This window comes from Mucilaginibacter sp., from assembly GCF_965277465.1.
Taxonomy (GTDB): Bacteria; Bacteroidota; Bacteroidia; order Sphingobacteriales; family Sphingobacteriaceae; genus Mucilaginibacter.
In genome coordinates this window covers 2,132,810-2,149,283 of the sequence record NZ_CBDICW010000001.1, presented here as the reverse complement: position 1 = coordinate 2,149,283, position 16,474 = coordinate 2,132,810, and the positions used below count along the sequence as shown (strand labels likewise).

Annotated in this window: 17 protein-coding genes; 3 read left to right on the top strand and 14 right to left on the bottom strand. The window is 40.9% G+C overall.

The window, feature by feature from the left end; all coding sequences use genetic code 11:
• Positions 1-38 precede the first annotated feature (38 nt).
• Complete coding sequence (locus tag ACQY4U_RS09765; protein WP_428329206.1) at positions 39-692, top strand: HAD family hydrolase; 654 nt, start codon at positions 39-41, stop codon at positions 690-692.
• Between the two features lie 14 nt (positions 693-706).
• Here ACQY4U_RS09765 and araD read toward each other — a convergent pair whose 3' ends face one another.
• From araD to ACQY4U_RS09735, 6 genes are all read right to left on the bottom strand, one after another.
• Complete coding sequence (gene araD, locus ACQY4U_RS09760) at positions 707-1,405, bottom strand: L-ribulose-5-phosphate 4-epimerase AraD (RefSeq protein ID WP_428329205.1); 699 nt, start codon at positions 1,403-1,405, stop codon at positions 707-709.
• 2 nt (positions 1,406-1,407) lie between these two features.
• A complete protein-coding gene (locus ACQY4U_RS09755) occupies positions 1,408-3,090 on the bottom strand; it encodes a ribulokinase (protein ID WP_428329204.1) in 1,683 nt (560 codons plus the stop codon).
• A gap of 99 nt (positions 3,091-3,189) precedes the next feature.
• The gene (locus ACQY4U_RS09750; RefSeq protein WP_428329203.1) at positions 3,190-3,906 is read right to left on the bottom strand and encodes an SDR family NAD(P)-dependent oxidoreductase; all 717 of its coding nucleotides are present in this window, start codon (positions 3,904-3,906) and stop codon (positions 3,190-3,192) included.
• Positions 3,907-3,915: 9 nt separating this feature from the next.
• Positions 3,916-5,070, bottom strand: coding sequence for a diaminopimelate decarboxylase (lysA, locus tag ACQY4U_RS09745; RefSeq protein WP_428329202.1), 1,155 nt, complete (start codon positions 5,068-5,070; stop codon positions 3,916-3,918).
• Between the two features lie 195 nt (positions 5,071-5,265).
• Entirely contained in the window at positions 5,266-6,576 is a 1,311-nt protein-coding gene (locus ACQY4U_RS09740; RefSeq protein WP_428329201.1) for an aspartate kinase, read from the bottom strand.
• 339 nt (positions 6,577-6,915) lie between these two features.
• A complete protein-coding gene (locus tag ACQY4U_RS09735) occupies positions 6,916-7,437 on the bottom strand; it encodes a hypothetical protein (RefSeq protein ID WP_428329200.1) in 522 nt (173 codons plus the stop codon).
• A 105-nt stretch (positions 7,438-7,542) separates the two neighbouring features.
• On the opposite strand from ACQY4U_RS09735, the gene ACQY4U_RS09730 reads away from it, so the two are divergent.
• Complete coding sequence (locus ACQY4U_RS09730) at positions 7,543-8,946, top strand: alpha-L-fucosidase (RefSeq protein WP_428329199.1); 1,404 nt, start codon at positions 7,543-7,545, stop codon at positions 8,944-8,946.
• A 55-nt stretch (positions 8,947-9,001) separates the two neighbouring features.
• Here ACQY4U_RS09730 and ACQY4U_RS09725 read toward each other — a convergent pair whose 3' ends face one another.
• From ACQY4U_RS09725 to fbaA, 5 genes are all read right to left on the bottom strand, one after another.
• Positions 9,002-9,502 carry an isoprenylcysteine carboxyl methyltransferase family protein gene (locus ACQY4U_RS09725; protein ID WP_428329198.1) on the bottom strand — a complete coding sequence of 167 codons (501 nt, stop codon included), beginning with the start codon at positions 9,500-9,502 and terminating at the stop codon, positions 9,002-9,004.
• 31 nt (positions 9,503-9,533) lie between these two features.
• Entirely contained in the window at positions 9,534-10,586 is a 1,053-nt protein-coding gene (locus ACQY4U_RS09720) for a type III polyketide synthase (protein WP_428329197.1), read from the bottom strand.
• Positions 10,587-10,770: 184 nt separating this feature from the next.
• Entirely contained in the window at positions 10,771-11,199 is a 429-nt protein-coding gene (locus ACQY4U_RS09715) for a GNAT family N-acetyltransferase (protein ID WP_428329196.1), read from the bottom strand.
• Positions 11,196-11,663 carry a low affinity iron permease family protein gene (locus tag ACQY4U_RS09710; protein WP_428329195.1) on the bottom strand — a complete coding sequence of 156 codons (468 nt, stop codon included), beginning with the start codon at positions 11,661-11,663 and terminating at the stop codon, positions 11,196-11,198. The genes ACQY4U_RS09715 and ACQY4U_RS09710 overlap by 4 nt, the downstream gene beginning before the upstream one ends.
• A gap of 103 nt (positions 11,664-11,766) precedes the next feature.
• The gene (gene fbaA / locus ACQY4U_RS09705; RefSeq protein ID WP_428329194.1) at positions 11,767-12,846 is read right to left on the bottom strand and encodes a class II fructose-bisphosphate aldolase; all 1,080 of its coding nucleotides are present in this window, start codon (positions 12,844-12,846) and stop codon (positions 11,767-11,769) included.
• Positions 12,847-13,168: 322 nt separating this feature from the next.
• Here fbaA and accD point away from each other — a divergent pair, with 322 nt between their 5' ends.
• Positions 13,169-14,014 (top strand): acetyl-CoA carboxylase, carboxyltransferase subunit beta, encoded by an 846-nt coding sequence (gene accD, locus ACQY4U_RS09700; protein WP_428329193.1) that lies wholly within the window; start codon positions 13,169-13,171, stop codon positions 14,012-14,014.
• A 62-nt stretch (positions 14,015-14,076) separates the two neighbouring features.
• On the opposite strand, the gene ACQY4U_RS09695 is transcribed toward accD, so the two are convergent.
• The 3 genes from ACQY4U_RS09695 to ACQY4U_RS09685 all read right to left on the bottom strand — a co-directional run bounded on the left by ACQY4U_RS09695 (position 14,077) and on the right by ACQY4U_RS09685 (position 16,467).
• Positions 14,077-14,307 carry a hypothetical protein gene (locus tag ACQY4U_RS09695; protein WP_428329192.1) on the bottom strand — a complete coding sequence of 77 codons (231 nt, stop codon included), beginning with the start codon at positions 14,305-14,307 and terminating at the stop codon, positions 14,077-14,079.
• A gap of 98 nt (positions 14,308-14,405) precedes the next feature.
• Positions 14,406-14,705, bottom strand: coding sequence for a hypothetical protein (locus ACQY4U_RS09690; RefSeq protein ID WP_428329191.1), 300 nt, complete (start codon positions 14,703-14,705; stop codon positions 14,406-14,408).
• 625 nt (positions 14,706-15,330) lie between these two features.
• Entirely contained in the window at positions 15,331-16,467 is a 1,137-nt protein-coding gene (locus ACQY4U_RS09685) for a cysteine desulfurase family protein (protein WP_428329190.1), read from the bottom strand.
• Between the last annotated feature and the right edge of the window lie 7 nt (positions 16,468-16,474).

The window sequence follows — 16,474 nt, the reverse complement described above, 5'->3', positions numbered from 1 at the left end:
GCCTGCTGCTTTAGCAGGCAATAATATACTACGGATAAATGAAAGCCTTTATTTTTGACCTTAACGGCACCATGATTGATGATATGACCTATCATACCAAAGCATGGCAATACCTTTTTAATAACGACCTGGGTGCAAACTTTACCTGGGATGAAGTAAAACCACAGATGTATGGTAAAAACCCCGAAGTATTGGTACGCATGTTTGGGCCCGACCGTTTTACCGTTGCCGAAATGGAACACTTATCGTTAGAAAAAGAAAAAAGATACCAGCAGGAGTTTTTGCCTTACCTTAAATTATTACCTGGTTTGAATGAGTTTTTAGAAGCAGCTTATCAAAAAGGCATCCCAATGGCAATTGGTTCGGCAGCTATCCCTTTTAATATTGATTTTGTACTGGACAACCTTAACATAAGGCATTATTTTAAAACCATAGTAAGTGCGGACGATGTAGTATTAAGCAAGCCACACCCGGAAACTTATTTAAAGGTTGCTCAAATTTTAAAAGTGGAACCAACAGATTGCATTGTGTTTGAAGATGTACCCAAAGGTGCCGAAGCAGCAGCCAACGCAGGTATGGAAGCCGTAGTGATCACTACTACTCACATACCCGAAGAGTTTAATTATCTTAAAAATGTAATACACTTTGCCAATGACTTTACCGGGGATTTCATGAAAGGCCTGTTAGCTTAATCAATAGCCAATAACTATTGCCCATAATATGAACCGGGGCCATGTTTACGGTCGTAGTGTTTTTTTATCAGGGAGTCTTTTAATCTTTTAACGCTGGGGTTTATCTGCTCGGTAAGCAGTGCCATTCTGGCTATGGACTCCAGTACGGCGCTGTTATAAACTGCTTTATCGGCAGTTTTACCCCAGGTAAATGGGGCGTGGCTGCCTACCAATATCATTTCAACCTCTTTATAGCTTAAGCCTTTTTCTTTAAGGCAGGCAATGATCTGGTAACCGGTTTCATATTCATAATCGCCCTTTATCTGATCATCGTGCATAGGTGCAGCGCAGGGAACATCAACTGTTTTGTGATCGGCGTGGGTTGTTCCATAAATAGGGATACAGCGCTGGGCCTGCGCCCAGGCCGTTGCATAGGTAGAATGGGTATGGCAAATGCCGCCTATCCCTTCCATTTCTTTATAGAGCACAGCATGTGTTTTAGTATCCGACGATGGGCGGAGATCGCCTTCAACCAGCTGGCCGTCAAAATCAACTACTACCATTTTTTCGGGCCACAGCTCATTATAAGGTACGCCACTGGGTTTTATGGCAAATACCCCTAAATCCCTGTTGGCAGCGCTTACGTTACCAAAGGTATAAAGTACCAGCCCTAACTTAGGCAGTTCAATATTGGCTTTAAAAGCAAGCTCCTTAATGTGCTGATATTTACTCATGGTTATTGGTTTTGTGTTTGCTGCTCAATAAATGTTCCTAAGGCTTTATACTGCTGATAACGTTGCTGGTAAAAATCGGCCTTTGTGGTATCTGGTTGATACTCCTGATCAAAACCACCGCCCATTGCAGCCATTGCCTGTTGTACATTTGGGTAAATGCCGGCGGCTGTTGCCGCAAACATAGCCGCACCAAGGGCACAGGTATGCTCAAACTGATGGATGCGAATCGGCATCTGCAAAACATCAGCCATCAGCTGCATAATATATGGCGACTTTTTAGCTACGCCGCCTATCCCTATCACCCCTTTTACAGGTACGCCTTCGCTGATGAAACGATCAACTATGCTTTTAGCGCCAAAGCAGGTGCCTTCAGCTAATGCACGGAAGATCCGCGGGGCATCACTGCCCAGACTAAGGCCCGTTATCCCGGCTTTTAAAAGCTGGTTGGCATCGGGCGTACGGCGGCCATTCAGCCAGTCAGCCGATAGTTCTGCGCCCTCGTCCAATGGCAATAAGGCTGCCTGCCTGCTCAATTCAGGAATTATTTTGGCAGAAATTTCTTCCACTAAAGCTTCGGCTGTTTTTTCGTCAATAAGGGATGATTGCACCAAAAGCTCATTTAATGGCCAGGAGATGAGATTTTTGAACCAGGCATAAGTATCGCCAAAGGCAGACTGCCCGGCCTCTAAGCCCGTCATACCTGGAATCACTGACCCGTCAACCTGCCCGCAGATACCCTTAATTAATTTTCCTTGTATATCTGCAGCAGGTGCCACCAGCATATCGCAGGTGGAAGTTCCCATTACCTTGCTCAGGTAATAAGTTTCAATCTGCCCGCCTACGGCTCCCATGTGGGCATCAAAAGCGCCAACGCCTATTACTACATGCGTGCTCAGGCCCAAACGGATGGCCCAGTCATCGCTCAATGTTCCGGCAACTTCATCAGCGGTATAAGTTTCGGTATATAAACTTTGGGTAAAGCCTGTTAAAACAGCATCAAGCGATGAGAAAAAATCATCGGGTGGTAAGCCGCCATATTCTGCAGACCATAATGCTTTATGACCTGCCGCACAGCGGCTGCGTTTCATATCCTTAATATGCTTACCACCGCTCAATAAAAACGGGATCCAGTCGCAATGCTCTACCCACGAGTAGCAAGCTTGCCTTACCTTTTCATCAGCCTTTAAAATATGCAGCAGCTTTGCCCAAAACCATTCGGACGAATAAATACCGCCCACATATTGAAGGTAATTAACAGCAAACTTTGTAGCATGTGTATTAATGGCAGCTGCTTCTTTAACGGCTGTATGATCCTTCCACAAAACAAACATTGCATTTGGGTCATTTTCAAAACCGGGAGTTAAGGCCAATGGTGTGCCATGCTCATTTACCGCCACAGGTGTTGAGCCCGTAGTATCTACCGAAATAGCAACCACGCGGCTTGCCACATGTGCCCCACCTGCTTTTTTAATACAATCTTTTATAGTGAAATCAAGCCCCTCAATATAATCGAGCGGGTGCTGCCTGAACTGGTTTTGCGCGGCGTTGCAGTACAAACCCTCTTTCCAGCGCGGGTAATGAAAAACTGACGATGCCAGCTCCCGGCCATTACGGGTATCAACAATAACCGACCGTACAGAGTCGGTGCCATAATCAACACCAATAACAAAAAGTTCCTGATCCATCACGGTAAAATTGGTTTATAAACACTAATAGGTAGTGTAAATTAAGCAATTGCCAGCAGGAAAAAAATAAGTTAATTGTTTATTTTACAATTTGCACACTTACATGCGCTTGTGTAAAGCTTTAGGAATCAGCCTGAATAAAAATGCAATAATGCGCCAGCGTTTGGTAATATAAACCACGTCGCGCTTGTTTTGCAGGGCGCTGTAAATTTGGCTGGTTGCTTTCTCAACAGATGCTACCCAAAACAAGTTTTCGCCGGCAGCCATATCAGTATCAACAAAACCGGGACGTATATCGGTAACATAAATGGGGAGCTTTAAATTCGTAGCTTTTTGCCTCAGGCTTTCTAAATAATGGATCTGGTATGCTTTTGAAGCAAAATATGCAGGAGCCTGCCTGCTCCCACGGATCCCGGCAATAGAAGTAATGGCTGCAAAATGCCCCCAACCTTGTTTTTGAAACAGGTTAAAGGTCCAGTTAGCTACAGCGGTAAACCCGGAAACGTTAAGACTGTTGATCTGATTTTCGATAACCGTATCCAGCACAGGGTTGATCTTTCCGGTTCCGGAGCTTAATACCAGCAGATCAAGGCCACCTAATTCATCCGTTAGCTGCCTCAGCTTTTGCGGAACGGCATCTATATCCGTTATATCAAAAGCCGAAACAATAAAGCTATCCGGTCTGGTTGCCTGAAGCTTTATTAATAAGCCTTCGCGCCTGCCGGTAATACCGACCTTATAACCATTTGCAGCCAAAGTAATAGCCAATTGCCTGCCAATACCGGATGTAGCGCCAACAACTATTGCTCTTTTCATTTTTGCTGATTAATCTTCCGAATAAATACTGCCTACCCTATCCCGAAGGTTATATCCCGATGCCATTACTTCGCCATAGGCACCTGCTGAATGTACCGCAATAAGATCGCCACGGTAGGATTGCGGCAGTGATACATCTTTTTGAAAGCAATCAGTGCTTTCGCATATCGGGCCTACTACGTCGTATTTTATAGAATCAGGCGTTTTCTCCTGCGATATATTTTCAATCAGGTGATGGGCCTGGTACAGCATCGGGCGTATCAGTTCTGTCATCCCGGCATCTAAAACTAAAAAGTTCTTTTTCTGCCCGTTCTTTACGTACAACACCCTTGAAATTAATGAGGCACATTGCCCAACCAATGCCCTGCCCAGTTCAAAGTGAACCTCCTGGCCGGGTTTTACATTTAAAAAGCTTTTAAATACTTTAAAATAGCTTTCAAAATCACTGATGTTACCTTCGGGATTATAATAATCAATACCCAGGCCACCACCGGCGTTCAGGATCTTTACCGTGAAGCCTTTATCTTCAAACCAATCCTGAATTTCATTGATACGGGTACAAAGGTTTTTATAAACCTCCATATCTGTTATTTGCGAGCCGATATGAAAATGGATGCCTAAAAATTGTAGGTTAGCACATTTACGCAGGGTTTCTGCAATTTCAGGCAGCTGCCAGGTATTGATACCGAATTTATTTTCATCCAGCCCGGTAGTTATAAAATGATGGGTATGCGCATCAACATTAGGGTTAATACGGATAGCAATTTTAGCTATTTTATTTTTTGCCTTGGCCAGCTCATTGATCACTTCTAATTCCTGTACCGATTCGGCATTAAAGCAAAAAATATCGGCATCAAGGGCAAAGTTTATTTCTTTATCTGATTTACCTACCCCTGCAAATACAATTTTCTCCTTACCAAAATCATGTTCAATAGCTGCCTTTACTTCGTTACCGCTCACACAATCGGCACCAAAACCGAAAGACTGGATCATATCCAAAACCTTAGGGTTAAAGTTAGCCTTCATGGCATAATGCACGTGAAAACCATACTTTGATGAGGCGGTGCGGCAGGCACTTAAAGTATTGTGCAGCACCTGCATATCGTAATAGTAAAAAGGCGTATCTAAATTATTGAATTTGCTTATATTAGCTTTGTTAAACATTGTATGATGATTATTGCTATTTTAATTTGTTGTTTGGGTTACCCCTTAATATTTACTTATACCTGCTTCAAAGAAAAAAAGATAGATAAAATAGAGTTTGTACTTACAGGCTTTATGACCTTTTTAATTGCCTTTACTATTTACTACGCAGGCACTTTATAATAGCGTTATTGCGTTACCTCTCAAAATCTCAAATCAGAACAGTCTGTTATGCAGGCTTCTCAAAATTTCCGTTTTATCATCCGTTTTTATAAGGATTGACATATTGTGATCACTCCCACCATAGGAGATCATGCGGATAGGGATATGTTTTACAGCCTCTAAAACGCGCGCCGCATAACCATGCTTTTCGGCACCAAAATCACCAACAACGCAAATTATGGTTTGATCTTCATCAATATCAACCGAACCAAAACCTAAAAGCTCTTTAGTGATCTCACTTAAATAAGTGGTATCGTCAATGGTTAAAGATACGGCCACTTCTGATGTGGTGATCATATCTATTGATGTTTTATACCGTTCAAATACCTCGAACACGCGGCGCAAAAAACCATGAGCCAGCAGCATCCTGCTTGACTGGATCTTGATAGCAGTAATACCATCTTTTGCAGCAATGGATTTGATCTTATCCTTTTCGCTGGTATTGGTGATCAGTGTACCCTGCGCCTTCGGATCCATCGTGTTCAGCAAGCGTACCGGGATCTTATATTTTTGTGCCGGGAACACGCTTTGCGGGTGCAGTATCTTGGCACCAAAATAAGCCAGCTCGGCAGCCTCATCAAAGGATAGCTGTGCAATAGGCTTGGTGCCTTTTACAATCCGTGGATCATTATTGTGCATACCGTCAATATCCGTCCAAATCTGAACCTCCTCACTACGGATACCTGCTCCAATTAATGAGGCCGTATAATCACTGCCGCCACGGCGCAGGTTATCAATCTCACCAAAACTGTTGCGGCAAATATAGCCCTGTGTAATAAACAGGTTATTTTCGGGGTGCTTGTTAAGCACCGGGGTAATGTTGGCTGTTATATAATCAACAATGGGCTCATTATCGCCATCAATTTTCATAAAATCGAGCGCGGGCAATAATACCGATGGTATCCCAATCTCTTTTAAATAAACGTGGTATAAAGTAGTTGAAAGCAATTCGCCCTGGGCCAGTATGATTTTTTCTTCTACCGATGTAAGCATATTATTGGCCAGGTTACTTAACAAAGCAAAATGGTAATCAATAACCTCTTTACCCTGTTTAAGGTATTCGGGGGTGGCAAATAATTCGTTTATAAAAGCTTCGTACTTGCTCTGTAATACGGCAATCAGGTTTGCAGCCTTTGGTTTATCGCCTGCCAGGTAGGCTTGCCCTATCTCCACCAAATTATTTGTTGTGCCGGATACAGCCGATAACACCACAATCTGCCGCTCGGCAGGATCAATGATATCAAGCAGTTTTTTCATCCTTTCGGGACTACCAACAGAGGTACCGCCAAATTTTAAAACCTTCATTTTTCGCTTCCTTTAACCCTTAAATAATTTGATGGAATTGCACCAATTTTGAGGCGCTAAAAATAGGATTTTAAACTGCTTATAGCTAAAGATGAGTAAAATAAAATTTGATTGATAGGCGTGAGTACAATTACAAAATATGATAAGATTGATTGGTTGATGATTTATTAGGAGAGGATAAAAAGCCTCACCTAAATCCTCTCCAAAGGAGAGGACTTGAATAGCATGGTGGATAAACCCCTATCTCCACCTTCCCCAGGGAAGGAATCGCACTGGCCTGTGCTTTTAAAACTAACCCATAGAATAAATGAGTATCAGATAAAATTGTGATGCAAAATTTTAATTTGACCTGGCTTTGCCAACAGGATAAACCTTTTTATCAGCAGCATTTCCCTTATCAATAAATTGCTTAATGCTATTTAAAAACAGCAAAAGTGATCCTAAAGCAAGCATAAAAACACCATTGGTTATAAACGATGCAACGCTGTTTACTGTAAACAAGTGGCCCGGCGCAAGAAACACATTTTGTAATACGCCCCAGCCTAATAAACCCATCCGCTTTAAGCCATATACGGCTAAAAATATCAATACTGAATTTGCCCAGAACCAGTTGCGGTTAAGTGATATGCGCCAAGATATAACATAGGCTATTATAAGGCCTATAAAACCAGATTCGTTGATCACGTTCATATCGCTGCTAAACCTTGCAGCTTCATTGTTCCGGCTTACAGGCGGTAAAACGAAGAGAAACTTATAGTCGTACAAAAACGACAAGGTTTGAAATGCATATACAAAAAGCCAAAAGGCTGCAAAATGTATAACCAGCAGCCTGACATTAAATTTTGAAAAGAAATTGCTCATTATAATTTAGGGTGAGTACAATATTAAGGTTTTGCTTACAATTTATTGATCGAAAATAATATTTATCTCTGACATGCACTTTATGAAATTTTATAGCTTTGGAATATGAACAAAAAACTCACCTTTTTTATCCTCATCCTTGCTATCGCACACTTTTCGGCTGTTGTTAAAGCCCAAGGCACATCAAAGAAATTGCCCCTTGCCGAGCTGCAACAACAATTTGTAGACCTTCGTTTTGGTATGTTCATCCACTTTAATATGCCCACCTATATGAATCAGGACTGGCCTGATCCGGATGCTTCGCCAACTTTGTTTAATCCTACTAAATTAAATTGCGACCAGTGGGCTAAAGCGGCAAAATCAGCCAACATGACCTATGGGTGTTTAACTACCAAGCATCACAGCGGTTTTTGTGTATGGGATACCAAAACAACTGATTATAATGTAATGAACAGCCCCTTAAAAAGAGATGTGGTAAAAGAGTTTACCGATGCATTCAGAGCCAATGGCTTAAAGGTGATGTTATATTATTCTATTTTAGATACGCACCACAGGCTTCGCCCTAATATGATCACACCAAAGCACATCGCTATGGTTAAGGCACAGATAACCGAGCTGTTAACCAAATATGGCGAAATATCAGCTTTGATAATTGACGGATGGGATGCCCCGTGGTCGCGTATATCTTATGATGATATTCCGTTTGATGATATTTATCACCTTGTAAAAACACTGCAGCCAAACTGTGTAATTATGGATTTAAATGGAGCCAAATATCCGGCAGAAGGGCTTTTTTATACAGATATAAAAACTTACGAAATGGGTGCCGGGCAGCGGGTATCAAAAGAGAGCAACCACATGCCTGCTTTGGCTTGTTTGCCTTTACAGCAAAACTGGTTTTGGAAAACCAATTTCCCTACTACTGCGGTTAAAGACCCTGCAAAGTTAGTTAATGAAACCCTTATCCCGCTAAACAACGTTGACTGTAACTTTATCCTGAACGTGGCGCCCAACCGCGATGGTTTATTTGACGATAATGCCTTAGCTGCCTTAAAGGAGATTGGCAAGCTATGGCACAATGAAGGGCCGGTTAAAAAATTGCCTGTGCTTGATGCGCCTATTGTATCATCAAACATTGCTAAAAAACAACCGTCGAGCGCCAGCTGGAGCGATGATAGTAACATAATGGATCAGGCCAATGATGATGATTTTACTTCATCGTGGATCTCAAACCCAACAGTTGACAAGCCCTGGTATGAAATTGATTTTGACCGTGACAGATCATTCAATACCATCAGCGTTGCCGAAGAGAAAGCGAATATTACCAATTACCGCCTGGAGTATTATGCCAATGGCGAATGGAAAACAATTTTTAATGGCGAAAACGGTAAATCGGTAAAGATAAACCGCTTTGACAGGGTATGGGGAAGTAAAGTAAGGATATGGATAGATAAATCGGCCAGGCAGGCTTCAATTGCTGAATTTGGTGTTTATGACGAAAGGCGATAATTAAATATTCAAGAAAAAGATCAGGTTTTATACGCTGATCTTTTTCACTTTAATACTAATCCCTTACCCTTGCCCAAACCTTATTTTCTACACGGATACGCACAGTGAGCATGGCTGCATTTAAAACAGTAAATATGACTGCCGTATAATACAAATGGAATACCAGCGGAATAAAAGCTATTTCGCAAACTACTTCCATATAATTAGGGTGCTTTAAAAACTTATAAGGCCCTTTTTTTACAGGATATACACCTGGAACCCGGTAGATCTTGGTGTTCCAATATTTACCTAAAGAGGATAATGCCCAAAACTTAAATGAGAGCACCACTAAAAATATCACTAAAAAAGTCCAGCTGATAGGTGTGCCGCCCCTTAATACATACTCTGCTATTATGGATACCAAAAACAATGTATGCATGGCTATCATATAAGGGTAATGGCTTTGCCCGTATTGAATAGCACCCTGGCTCAGCAGCCACTTTTCATTACCTCGGGCTATATACAATTCTGAAAGCCTTTGAAGGATCAGGAAAGAGATGAATATGGTGAAATACATTGATTTGATTGGTGGCAGTTTTATTAAAAAATTAACTTATTTTAAGCAAAACCATCTCGCTCGAAAACCCTGGGCCCATTGCCATCATTAAGGCGTAACCATCTTCAAAACCTTCGCTCATAAATTTTTCCAATACGTAAAGCACAGTAGCACTCGACATATTGCCATAGCTATTCATTACTTCGCGGGTTTTCTGTAAAAAGTCGCCTTCAACGCCTAAAGCGTTCTGGTAAGCATCCAATACTTTTTTACCGCCAGGATGAAAAACAAAATTCTTGATGTCGCTTAACTTTAACTGGTGTTTAGCTAAAAACTCGGTTATATCAGTATGCACATTCTCATTTATAAATGTCGGGATATCTTTTGAGAATAGCACTTTAAACCCGGTATCTTGAAAATCCCAGCCCATTACCTCTAATGAATCATAATACAACTTGCTCGATGAAGCTATATAATCAACCTTACTGGTGGCTTTGTTATTATCACCCTTTATAATACAGGCCGCTATCCCATCAGAAAACAAGCTGGAGCCTATAAAATTACTTTTACTGTAATCGCTTTTTATAAGCGTTAATGAACAAAGCTCAACGGCTACTAACAGCACAACCGCATCTGCATTAGCTTTTGCAATTGTATTGGCCTTTGCCATGCCGGATACTCCACCGCCACAACCCAAACCCCAAACCGGTGTACGGTTTATATGAGGGTTTAACCGCATTTTATTGATGATCAGCGCATCCATACTGGGGGTTGCCAAACCAGTTGTTGATACAAATAAAATATCTGTTATAGCCAACTTATCAATACCGGCTTTAGCAATACAAGCTTCAATAGCCTGTACGGAATATTCGAGCGCTATTTTTAGGTACTCATTGTTACGCTCTTCAAAAGTGTTTGGTTTAGCATAATAAGTGAGTGGTTTACAAAAGTTACGAAATAGAATTTCTGTATTATCAAAAGCAAAAATCAAGCGGTTAGCTTCAGGAAAACTCACTGAAAACATCTCCAGGGCCTGTTCTTTTACTTTTTGCTGTTCGGTTTTATAAGGTAGATCAATTTTGCTTGCTGCTGCTATATAGGGCATAAAAAGTTTATTTGTATTTACGTAGCCATTAATATGCCAGTTGTCTAAGTTTATAAAAATAGTTTGTAATCACACTATGCAAGTGAATATTAATACAAAATTGGACTAATTTATATATCCGATAACATTCATGTACATTATAGCAAAACAAATACTATTAAAATATATAGCAAACAGTTGACAACTAAGGCTTTAGTACCATCTTATAGTGCAGTATCCCAGCCTCTTCAAACTGAGGGCCTGTTTTTTCGAAATTAAACTTTTCATATAGTGGGATGGCCTGTAACTGTGCATGCATATAAACATAACCGGCATCGGCAGGTAAATCTTCTAAAACAGTTTTTACCAGTGCCTGCCCTATACCTTTGCCCCTAAATTTTTGAAGTACGGCAAAACGTTCCAGCTTATAGCCTTTTTCGGTTTTGCGCCACCGGCATGCACCCGCAGGTTCACCATCCACTGTAGCTAAAAAATGTACAGACTCATCTTCAAATTCCCATTCCAGTTCGGGCGGGCAATTTTGTTCGTCAACAAATACTTCACGGCGTACGGCAAATACTTTTTCCAAATCGGCGGCATCATTTACTTGTGTTACTTTTATTGTCAGGCTCATTTTTTATAAGAGGTTCTTTGCTTAAAGCTTTTTTGTTTATTGGTATTGTTTTCATGCGCTGCATCGATAGAATGCGTGCAGGTTAAATCCTCTTCCTGCCCGGCCAATTTACTTAATTGCACGTAAAATTTATGTAACTGGTCAAGTTCTTTTTCGGTAAGATCTTCAATATTTACCATGCGGTTGCTGGTACCCTGGTGCGAAGCTATCAATTCGTTCAGTTTAAGATGTACTGCTTTTGAATCCTTGTTCTGTGATTTTTGGATCAGGAATACCATTAAAAAGGTAACTATGGTTGTACCCGTGTTAATTATAAGCTGCCAGGTATTTGAATACTGAAAAACAGGCCCTGTAACACCCCATATTATAATTATTGCCGTTGCTATAATAAAAGCTGCCGAACTGCCGGTAGCATTAGTTGCCCAGTTTGAGAAACGTTCGAATAAGTTCTTTTTCTTAGCCATATATCTGTTTTTAAATACATAACTAAAAAAAAGCGCCAATGTTTAAACACCGGCGCTTTTTTAATATTATAGAAACGGGCACCAAATAATGGTACCGCTAATTTTATAATTTGCTGTTTACATCAAGGCAATTTAAATCGCCGAATGCAGCGGTAAGCCTTTTAACAAAAGTTTCTTCGCCCTTCCGTAACCATACGCGCGGATCGTAGTATTTTTTATTTGGAGAATCTTCACCTTCAGGATTACCGATCTGGTGCTGTAAGTAAGCTTCTTTTGATTTGTAGTAATCTTTAATACCTTCCCAGTATGCCCATTGCATATCGGTATCAATATTCATTTTTATAGCACCGTAAGAGATAGCCTCGCGGATCTCTTCCTGGCTTGAACCTGATCCACCGTGGAATACAAAGTTGATAGGTTTTTCGTCAGTAAGGTTAAAATGAGCCTTTACATACTCCTGTGAGTTATGCAATATAACCGGTTGTAATTTAACGTTACCCGGTTTATAAACACCGTGTACGTTACCAAATGCAGCCGCAACTGTAAAACGATGACTTACTTTTGAAAGTTCTTCGTACGAGTAAGCAACATCTTCGGGTTGGGTATATAAACGTGAACTGTCAACGTCTGAGTTGTCAACACCATCTTCTTCGCCACCTGTAACACCTAATTCAATCTCTAAGGTCATACCCATTTTAGCCATACGGACTAAGTATTTGGCAGAGATCTCAATGTTTTCGTGCAATGACTCTTCAGAAAGGTCAAGCATGTGTGATGAAAATAATGGTGTACCTGTTTCGGCAAAGAATTTTTCACCATGATCTAACAAACCATCAATCCATGGTAAAAACTTCATGGATGCATGGTCAGTATGTAGTATAACTGCAATACCGTAGTGCTCTGCTAATAAATGAACGTGTTTTGCAGCAGAAACAGCACCCAGGATGCAAGCCTGTAATTTTGAGTTATCTAATGATTTACCTGCATAAAACTGTGCACCTCCATTTGATAATTGAATAATTACCGGAGAGTTTACCGCTTTTGCCGTTTCCATAACTGCATTGATTGTATTAGTACCAATAACATTTACAGCTGGCAAAGCAAACTGATGCTTTTTTGCGGCCTCAAATAGCTCCTGCACCTGATCTCCGTGCAGAACGCCCTTATAATTTTTTAAATCCATTGACTTTTAATTGGGCCTCGAAGTTATAAAAATTCTCGGTTTCAGTTATAAATATCTTGTTATTAAAGGTTTTGGCCAAATAATTTTCAATTTACTAATCAAGCCTTATTTAATTGCATTTATATTAAAAACAAGCTTATAAAAGCCTCTCAAATTTTTATTTTTATAATGGCAGATACCTTCATTATTAACAAATCAATACAGCTGCAGGCGGTTGAATATTCGTTTTTGCAATAACTGGTTTTATAAGCAAAATCAATTATCGTATATCTAAAATATTTTTTCGTTTCTTTGTATCCAATTGAAAGAGTTAGATATAGATATGGCTTGGTTTAAACGGGAAATTAAAGGGATAATTACGACCACCGAAGAGAAGAAAGAAGCCCCTGATGGAATCTGGAATAAATGCCCTGAATGTAAAAAACCGCTTCATTATTCTGAGCAGGTTGAAAATCAATATGTTTGTCATTACTGCGGTTACCACCTGCGCATAGGTTCAAAAGAATATTTTTCTATTCTTTTTGATAATAATGAGTTTACCGAATTATTCGCTGATCTGCATTCGGGCGATCCGCTGCATTTTGAGGATTCAAAAAAATACACCGACAGGCTAAAGGAAACAATGGCCAAAACGGGATTAAAAGATGCTATACGTGCAGGTACAGGTAACATAGGCGGCCAGCCAATTGTTATTGCCTGTATGGATTTTAACTTTATAGGCGGCTCAATGGGATCAGTAGTTGGCGAAAAGATTGCCCGCTCAATTGACTACAGCATTGCCAATAAAATTCCTTTCCTGATGATCTCTAAATCTGGCGGTGCACGCATGATGGAAGCTGCTTTTTCGTTAATGCAGATGGCCAAAACATCAGCTAAGCTGGCTTTATTATCACAGGCTAAAATACCTTATATATCATTACTTACCGATCCTACCACAGGTGGGGTAACCGCATCGTATGCTATGTTAGGTGATGTTAATATTGCTGAACCGGGTTCATTAATTGGCTTTGCCGGACCAAGGGTTATTAAAGAAACCATTAAAAAAGATTTACCTAAAGGTTTCCAAACTGCAGAGTTTGTACAGGAGCACGGTTTCCTTGACTTTATTGTTGACCGCAGAGAGATGAAAGAAAAACTATCCTCATTTTTAAAGATGATGGCCAACTAAAAATATATCATATAAAAAAAACAAAGAAGGCTACCTGTTATGGTAGCCTTCTTTGTTTTATACTATTTAAATACACCGGCGTTTTGGCCGCTATCGCCTTCAACACCCTCACTCTTTTCGTCGTAATTAGGGCCGTTATTTTTACTTTCGCCTTTGCCCATATATGTTTTTGATTTGGCATCACCCCTGTTTATTTCAGGAGCAGTGCTTTTTTCAGAATTATAAGTCTGCTTGGTAGCATTGTCCCTATCTTTTTCCCTTTGTGTAAGGGGTTCTTTTTCTGTATTTTCCATGATCGTATTGTTTAGTAGATATTGTGAACAAGAAAGACCACCAGTATTTGATGGCCTTTCTTTTAAATTACCGATATTAAATCGGAAAGTATCTGCATTTATATGCCTTCGGTACCTGGCTCATGTCCCAACATGCGGCCTGTGGTACGGCCTTGCTTACGGCTAACAAAATCAGTTTTTGCGTTGCCTACTGATGGAAATTCGTGGTGATTTGGTGGGGTAACATCCTCCTGCTCACTGTATGAAGCATCGTTGCCACCTTGCTGTTGTTCCTGCTCTGTTTCGTGCGGGTAACCAGATTTTTCCTGTTCTGATTCTCTTTTTTCAGGAATTTCATTCGGACGTCCTTGTCCGGGTCTTTCCTGTTGTTTTCCGGGATTTTGATTATTAGAATTCATAGGATTATTAATTTATAATTAAATAAAGCCAATTTCCGTGCCAATAAAACCTGTATCGTATTAAAAAAATTTCAGATATAGCGGGTTATAGGGGATTAGTAAGCAGCTTATGCGTAGAGGTAAATCTTTAAAAAAGGACATTTGGATTTATAGTTGCCCTTTTTTAGAGCCAATAATGTTTATCTGTGAACTTGGGATTGGGGCTTCCGCTAAGCAGGGTTGATCTGCAAAGTAGGTGATTGCTTCTTCGTTCCTCATCGCAATGACGTGGTGGCAACCTCGCATTCGCTCGCCTCAAGGCGAGTGACGAATATGTACAGGCCTCTGGCCGATAGAGAAAGCGTCATTGCGAGCCATAGCGAAGCAATCCCCGACTTACAGAGCCGCTAAGCAGGGTTGATCTGCAAAGTAGGTGATTGCTTCTTCGTTCCTCATCGCAATGACGAGGTGGCTACCTCGCAGTCGCTCGCCTCAAGGCGAGTGACGAATATGTACAGGCCTCTGGCCGATAAAGAAAGCGTCATCGCGAGCAATAGCGAAGCAATCCCCGACTTACAGAGCCGCTAAGCAGGATTAATCTGCAAAGTAGGGGATTGCTTCTTCGTTCTTTATATTAATGAAGTGGTTATGCATTAACCGGGCAAAGTTCGCGCACTTTGGCAATGGTATAGTCAATTTCTTCTTTAGTGGTATATTTTGAAAAGGAGAACCTTACTGATGGCCGTGTAGCACTTGAGCCAATAGCCGTAAGCACATGCGAACCTATATCAGTACCTGAACTGCATGCGCTGCCGCCCGATGCTGAGATGCCTGCAATATCTAGGCTAAACAACAGCATATCAGCCATTTCCATTTCAGGGAACTGAACATTAAGTACGGTATACAAGCTTTTATCAGCATCGGTTTCGCCATTAAAAGCAATACCCGGAATGCTTTCTATCAGCTGATCCCTCATGTATGATTTTAGTCCTTGAATATGCTCCTGGTGCTGCTCCATTTCGGCATAAGCCAGCTCTAAAGCTTTGGCAAGGCCAACAATACCATATATATTTTCGGTACCGCCGCGCATGTTACGCTCCTGCGCACCGCCATAAATTAAAGGCTTAATTTTTATACGGTGACTGATGTGTAAAAAGCCCACACCCTTAGGGCCATGCAGCTTATGTGCCGAGCATACTACAAAGTGAGCCTTAAGCTTACTCAGGTCGTGCTTGTAATGCCCCATTGTTTGCACCGTATCGCAATGGTAAATGGCATTATAAGCTTCGCAAAGATCGCCAACGCGTTCCATGTCTGATAGTGTACCAATTTCATTATTGGCATGCATTATAGATACAAAGCTGCGTTCGTTTTCTTTTAAAAGTGTTTCCAGGTGATCGTAATCAATATTACCCTTTGCATCCACATTAACAAAGCTCAGTTTAATAACACCGGCTTTTTCAAGGGCTTCAAAGGTATGGATAACTGCGTGGTGTTCAATACAGCTGGTAATGGCATGTGTTATATTGTGATCGATAATGCCGCACCTGATAGCCATATTATCGGCCTCGGTACCACTTGAAGTAAAGAATATTTCGGCAGGTGATGTACCCAGCAAATTGGCGATAGTTTTACGCGATTTTTCAATCACGGTGCGTGCCTCACGTCCATGTGCATGTATAGATGATGGATTACCGTAGGTGGTTTCCATCACCTTGATCATCTCTTTCGTTATCTCCGGGTCAAGCGGTGTTGTGGCTGCATTATCTAAATAAACACGCATGTTGTAG

Bases quoted from the DNA above. Each gene is read 5' to 3' on its own strand.
- ACQY4U_RS09765 (WP_428329206.1), top strand. From the start codon at position 39: ATGAAAGCCTTTATTTTTGACCTTAACGGCACCATGATTGATGATATG.
- araD (WP_428329205.1), bottom strand. From the start codon at position 1,405: ATGAGTAAATATCAGCACATTAAGGAGCTTGCTTTTAAAGCCAATATT.
- ACQY4U_RS09755 (WP_428329204.1), bottom strand. From the start codon at position 3,090: ATGGATCAGGAACTTTTTGTTATTGGTGTTGATTATGGCACCGACTCT.
- ACQY4U_RS09750 (WP_428329203.1), bottom strand. From the start codon at position 3,906: ATGAAAAGAGCAATAGTTGTTGGCGCTACATCCGGTATTGGCAGGCAA.
- lysA (WP_428329202.1), bottom strand. From the start codon at position 5,070: ATGTTTAACAAAGCTAATATAAGCAAATTCAATAATTTAGATACGCCT.
- ACQY4U_RS09740 (WP_428329201.1), bottom strand. From the start codon at position 6,576: ATGAAGGTTTTAAAATTTGGCGGTACCTCTGTTGGTAGTCCCGAAAGG.
- ACQY4U_RS09735 (WP_428329200.1), bottom strand. From the start codon at position 7,437: ATGAGCAATTTCTTTTCAAAATTTAATGTCAGGCTGCTGGTTATACAT.
- ACQY4U_RS09730 (WP_428329199.1), top strand. From the start codon at position 7,543: ATGAACAAAAAACTCACCTTTTTTATCCTCATCCTTGCTATCGCACAC.
- ACQY4U_RS09725 (WP_428329198.1), bottom strand. From the start codon at position 9,502: ATGTATTTCACCATATTCATCTCTTTCCTGATCCTTCAAAGGCTTTCA.
- ACQY4U_RS09720 (WP_428329197.1), bottom strand. From the start codon at position 10,586: ATGCCCTATATAGCAGCAGCAAGCAAAATTGATCTACCTTATAAAACC.
- ACQY4U_RS09715 (WP_428329196.1), bottom strand. From the start codon at position 11,199: ATGAGCCTGACAATAAAAGTAACACAAGTAAATGATGCCGCCGATTTG.
- ACQY4U_RS09710 (WP_428329195.1), bottom strand. From the start codon at position 11,663: ATGGCTAAGAAAAAGAACTTATTCGAACGTTTCTCAAACTGGGCAACT.
- fbaA (WP_428329194.1), bottom strand. From the start codon at position 12,846: ATGGATTTAAAAAATTATAAGGGCGTTCTGCACGGAGATCAGGTGCAG.
- accD (WP_428329193.1), top strand. From the start codon at position 13,169: ATGGCTTGGTTTAAACGGGAAATTAAAGGGATAATTACGACCACCGAA.
- ACQY4U_RS09695 (WP_428329192.1), bottom strand. From the start codon at position 14,307: ATGGAAAATACAGAAAAAGAACCCCTTACACAAAGGGAAAAAGATAGG.
- ACQY4U_RS09690 (WP_428329191.1), bottom strand. From the start codon at position 14,705: ATGAATTCTAATAATCAAAATCCCGGAAAACAACAGGAAAGACCCGGA.
- ACQY4U_RS09685 (WP_428329190.1), bottom strand. From the start codon at position 16,467: ATGCGTGTTTATTTAGATAATGCAGCCACAACACCGCTTGACCCGGAG.